This is a genomic window from Mycobacterium sp. (assembly GCF_035697385.1).
In the GTDB taxonomy this organism is placed as follows: domain Bacteria; phylum Actinomycetota; class Actinomycetes; order Mycobacteriales; family Mycobacteriaceae; genus Mycobacterium.
This window is the reverse complement of sequence record NZ_DASSCY010000107.1, coordinates 1-3317: the sequence shown is the minus strand read 5'-3', so window position 1 is coordinate 3317 and position 3317 is coordinate 1. Positions and strand designations below refer to the sequence as shown.

The window sequence follows — 3317 nt, the reverse complement described above, 5'->3', positions numbered from 1 at the left end:
CGCGGCATCCGGCAGGTCGGCGAGGGCCTTGGCACCCTGGACCGCGAGGTGTTCGAAGCCGTCGCGGAATCGCCGAGTCCCCTGCTCGACGCGACGATGCCGCGCCTGACCCGGGCCGCGGACCATTCGAAGCTGTGGCTGGTCATTGCCGCCGTATTGGCCGCGTCGGGCCATCGGGCCTCGAGGCGCGGCGCGTTCCGCGGCGTCGTGACACTGGGCGCGACCAGCCTGTTCACCAACCAGGTCGCCAAGCGGGTCTGGAAGCGCCCGCGGCCGAACCGCCTCACGGTGCCGCTGGCCAGGCGGGGCCACCGAACCCCCACGTCGAATTCGCTGCCGTCGGGCCACTCCGCGAGCGCGGCCGCGTTTGCCGTCGGCGTCGGGCTCGAGAACCCCCCGCTGGGTCTGGGGCTGGCGCTACTTGGCGGCCTCGTCGGCCTGTCCCGCGTCGCCACCGGGGCGCACTATCCCGGTGACGTGTTCGCGGGGTTCGGCATCGGGGCAGCGGTCGCGGTGGTGGGCGCGCGGATTGTGCCGCCAACCGTGCCGACGAAGATTCCGACCGCGGACCCGCTGCGCCTCGACACCCCGGCAAGGCCGGACGGCGCTGGCGTCGTGTTGGTGATCAACCCGGCCTCCGGTGGCGGGACGGGGGCCCGCGTAGTCGACGAGGTGCGCGACGCCCTGCCTGCGGCCGAGATAGTCGAGCTCGCCGATGACGACGAGCTCGAAGCGGTGCTCCGCGCGGCAGCAGGCCGAGCAGAAGTGCTAGCCGTTGGGGGCGGGGACGGCTCCGTGGCGTGTGCCGCGGGCATCGCGATCGAGACCGGGGTTCCGCTGGCCGTCTTCCCCGGCGGCACGTTCAACCACTTCGCGAAGGACATCGACTGCGACAGTGTGGCCAAGACGGTCGAGGCCATCCGGAAAGGCAGTGCCGCGTGCGTCGACGTGGTGTGCCTCAACGACGGCCACATGGTGGTCAACACGGCGAGCATCGGCGCCTACCCGCAGTTCGTCCAGACGCGAGAGAGGCTCGAGCACAGGATCGGTAAACCGCTGGCGGGACTGTACGCGATGGTTCACACGCTGCGGCGCGAAGAGCCGGTGAAGATCTCCTACGACAACAAGACGCTGCAGACGTCGTTGTTCTTCTTGGGCAATTCGACTTATCTGCCATCAGGTTTCGCCCCGTCACACCGAACGCGGATGGACGACGGCTTGATGGACATCCGCATTCTTGAGACTGGCCGGCGGTTGAGCAGGCTGCGCATACTTGTCTCGCTCGTGCTGGGACGACTGGTTCGCAGCCCGCTCTATCACGAGATGCGGGTGCCCGAGTTCAAGTTCACGGCGGTTGACGGTCCGACGGTGCTGGCGCTCGACGGTGAGGTCGGGACAGAGTGCACGGAAGCAACTTTCAGCGTGCGGTATCGGGTGCTACCGGTATTTCGTCCGCTTCCGTGACGGGCCGCGCCGGCGGAACCATCAGCAGGCACGCGACGAAATACGCGTAGCCCAACGCCCATCCGGCCAGCACGTCGGACGGATGGTGGACGTTGAGCACGACGCGGCCGATGCCGATTGTTATGACCACGAGGGTGCCGAGCACCATGAGCCATGCACGAAGCGGGCGGCGGGTTACCGGTAGTGCGACAGTCAGCATGGCGAGCACGCCGACCATGACGCCGACGGCATGACCGGAGGGAAACGCGGTCGATAGCGCCCACACCAGAGCGGTTGACGGCCGCGGGCGGTCGGCGACCTGCTTGGCGATTTCGATGACGAGTCCGCTGAGTTCGACGCTGATCACCAGGAAGAGGGCGACGCGCAGATTGCGCCGCACCAACGCGACGACGATGACCACCAGGGCAGCGATGCGGAAGGCGGTCGGGCCGAGGACGGTGCAGAAGACGTCCCACGCAGTCACCCATCCCGGGCGGGAGACGGCATAGCGATACATCGCGTCCAAGGCCGACGAGTCGATGGTGTTCAGCCAGTTCCACTGCAACGCATAGCCGATCCACATCAGCGCGTAGATCGCGACGGCAACCGCTGCCGACCCGAGCAGCCAGGTCTTGCGCGATTTCATCTCACAAGCTGTACCACCTGGCTGCCGCTGCGGTTAAGGTGACTGCCCATGGCCGGATTTCTCCGCAAACTGCTCCGCATCGGCAAACTGCCGAACGACATGCGCGCCCAGGTGGAATCCGAGGGGGTCATCTATCTCGGCGAATACCTTGGCGTCGTACTGCGCTTCACGGGTCACGTTCCGGGGCGCAGGTCGGTCGGCCTCATCCGCGGTTACGGCGGCTCGCTCGCCTTGACCAACCAGCGAGTGCTCGGCACCGTGTCCGTGCTGCCAGGCACAGGGGGACGGGCGGTTGATCAGCCCTGGAACGCTTCTGATGCGGGCGCAGTCAGAGGCACACTGTCGGAGTCCGGCTTGCTGCTGGAGATATCCGATCTCGCACAAGTGGATCCGGAGTTCTCGGGGCAACTGTCGCTGAACTACAAGACGCAACTCTCACCTGAGGTCTTGTCCCGCCTGCCTGCACGGACGCTGGCCTTCGACGTTCCGCGGAAGTTCGTCTATAGCGTCCTGGGGATTCCCCGCAGCTGAGCTACGGTGCCTTTATGGCCGTGTTCTTGCGAAAACTGCTCCGCATCGGCAAGCTGCCCGACGAGCTGCGCGCCGAAGTCGAAGCCGAGGGCGTTCTGTACCTCGCCGAGTATGTGCCGGTGACGCGCCGGTTCAGCGGGAAGATTCCAGGGAAGCGCTCGGCGGGGCATATCGCCAGTTATGTCGGATCGTTGGTGCTGACCAATCAGCGGGTGCTCGGCACACTGTCAACCGTGCCAAAGTTGGCGGGCCGCACCATCGATCAGCGCTGGGACGCACAGCAAGCCGGCAACGTGTCGGCCGAGCTTTCGGAGAGCGGCCTGCTGTTGAACGTCGACATCAACGCGGTGGACACGCGGTTCTCCGGTGAACTGTCGCTGCATTACAAAGACGCGATTCCGGCGGATGTTCTGATGCGCTTGCCCCGCCGGTCGCTGGCCTTCGACGTGCCGCCGGAATATGTGTTCCGCGCGGTCGGCGTCCCGTATCACCCCTAGAACCACGAGAACGCTTGGCAGACAGCGTCAGAACGGTGGTGGTTTGTTGCGTTGGGTGGTGTGGTTGTTGTTGAGTTGGCGTTCGGTTTGGATGGCGCGTTGGCGGTTTTGGGTGCGGGTGTGTGTGCGTCGGGGCATCGCCAGTCCGCGGCCGGGCTCAGCGGGGGTTGTCGCGGTGGGGGTGGTGATGGGTGCGGTGG

4 protein-coding genes are annotated in these 3317 nt (G+C 66.3%); 3 read left to right on the top strand and 1 reads right to left on the bottom strand.

Translation table 11 applies throughout. The annotated features are described in order from the left end of the window. Window positions 1–1464, top strand: a 1464-nt coding sequence (locus tag VFH65_RS09450; protein WP_353320925.1) for a bifunctional phosphatase PAP2/diacylglycerol kinase family protein, incomplete at its 5' end; no start/stop codon positions are given. On the opposite strand, the gene VFH65_RS09445 is transcribed toward VFH65_RS09450, so the two are convergent. Next, window positions 1418–2089, bottom strand: a complete 672-nt coding sequence (locus VFH65_RS09445) for a phosphatase PAP2 family protein (protein WP_353320924.1) — start codon at window positions 2087–2089, stop codon at window positions 1418–1420. The two genes, VFH65_RS09450 and VFH65_RS09445, sit on opposite strands and share 47 nt — an antisense overlap. Window positions 2090–2137: 48 nt before the next feature. Here VFH65_RS09445 and VFH65_RS09440 point away from each other — a divergent pair, with 48 nt between their 5' ends. Both VFH65_RS09440 and VFH65_RS09435 read left to right on the top strand, forming a co-directional pair. After that, the gene (locus tag VFH65_RS09440) at window positions 2138–2620 is read left to right on the top strand and encodes a hypothetical protein (protein ID WP_353320922.1); all 483 of its coding nucleotides are present in this window, start codon (window positions 2138–2140) and stop codon (window positions 2618–2620) included. A 14-nt stretch (window positions 2621–2634) separates the two neighbouring features. Then, the gene (locus VFH65_RS09435; protein ID WP_353320921.1) at window positions 2635–3117 is read left to right on the top strand and encodes a hypothetical protein; all 483 of its coding nucleotides are present in this window, start codon (window positions 2635–2637) and stop codon (window positions 3115–3117) included. Window positions 3118–3317: the final 200 nt, after the last annotated feature.

Coding starts and splice junctions, on each gene's coding strand:
- VFH65_RS09445 (WP_353320924.1), bottom strand. CDS start 2,089: ATGAAATCGCGCAAGACCTGGCTGCTCGGGTCGGCAGCGGTTGCCGTC.
- VFH65_RS09440 (WP_353320922.1), top strand. CDS start 2,138: ATGGCCGGATTTCTCCGCAAACTGCTCCGCATCGGCAAACTGCCGAAC.
- VFH65_RS09435 (WP_353320921.1), top strand. CDS start 2,635: ATGGCCGTGTTCTTGCGAAAACTGCTCCGCATCGGCAAGCTGCCCGAC.